Source organism: Paenarthrobacter sp. FR1 (genome assembly GCF_051106045.1).
Classification (GTDB): domain Bacteria; phylum Actinomycetota; class Actinomycetes; order Actinomycetales; family Micrococcaceae; genus Arthrobacter; species Arthrobacter nitroguajacolicus_A.
Map to the genome: position 1 here is coordinate 1 of NZ_JBPFSF010000031.1, position 645 is coordinate 645.

The 645-nt window shown below is 63.3% G+C and carries 2 protein-coding genes; one reads left to right on the top strand and one right to left on the bottom strand.

Annotation, left to right across the window (positions count from 1 at the left end; all coding sequences use genetic code 11):
* Nucleotides 1–254, bottom strand: a 254-nt coding sequence (locus ACR30Z_RS22580; protein ID WP_434374677.1) for a hypothetical protein, incomplete at its 3' end; no start/stop codon positions are given.
* Between the two features lie 141 nt (nt 255–395).
* On the opposite strand from ACR30Z_RS22580, the gene ACR30Z_RS22585 reads away from it, so the two are divergent.
* Nucleotides 396–645: hypothetical protein (locus ACR30Z_RS22585; RefSeq protein ID WP_434374678.1), on the top strand; the 250-nt coding region annotated here is incomplete at its 3' end.

Below are 645 nucleotides of genomic sequence, written 5' to 3' on the forward strand. Positions count from 1 at the left end.
GACTCCGAAGGGAACGACGGCGCGTTCCCCGGCTCCATATTCGGACGCGCCTCCTCACCCCAGAGGCTGTCACCAAACTGCTCAAGCCAGTTCCGGTTGTTATGCCGCCGCACCCACTCGTTGTTCCGCCGACGCCGGTCATCCTCGTCCCGCGCCTCGGAAATCATGGTCCCCACATACCCGGCAACCGTGCGCAGCGCCGCGGCCAGTGACTCCGCGTCCCGGGACGCCGTGGCCGCGTTCGCCGCGAACACCTCCGAAAAATGCCCCCGGAAATCCTCCCGCGCCCCCGACACCAACGGGGCCCGCGACCCCGAATGCTCCTGAACCCGCGACGCTGCCGACTCAAAAGCACCCTTCACCGACTCGGCAACCCCATACACAAACCGGCCACCATGGGCATCATCGGAATCCGGCAACAACGGCATCTCAACGAACTCGGTCACAACCAAAGCCCCCCACAGAACAAGAACGCGAACAAAACCAACAACACAGCGCAACGGCCGGGCAACCACACCACGCATCAACGCAGCACGATCACCCGGCCCCCACCAAAACCAACTACAAAATCAGGCCCCGCCGCCGGCAGAGAAAATATCCTGCGAAATCTTCTGCAACTGACCCCGCAACTGCTCCAACTCCTCC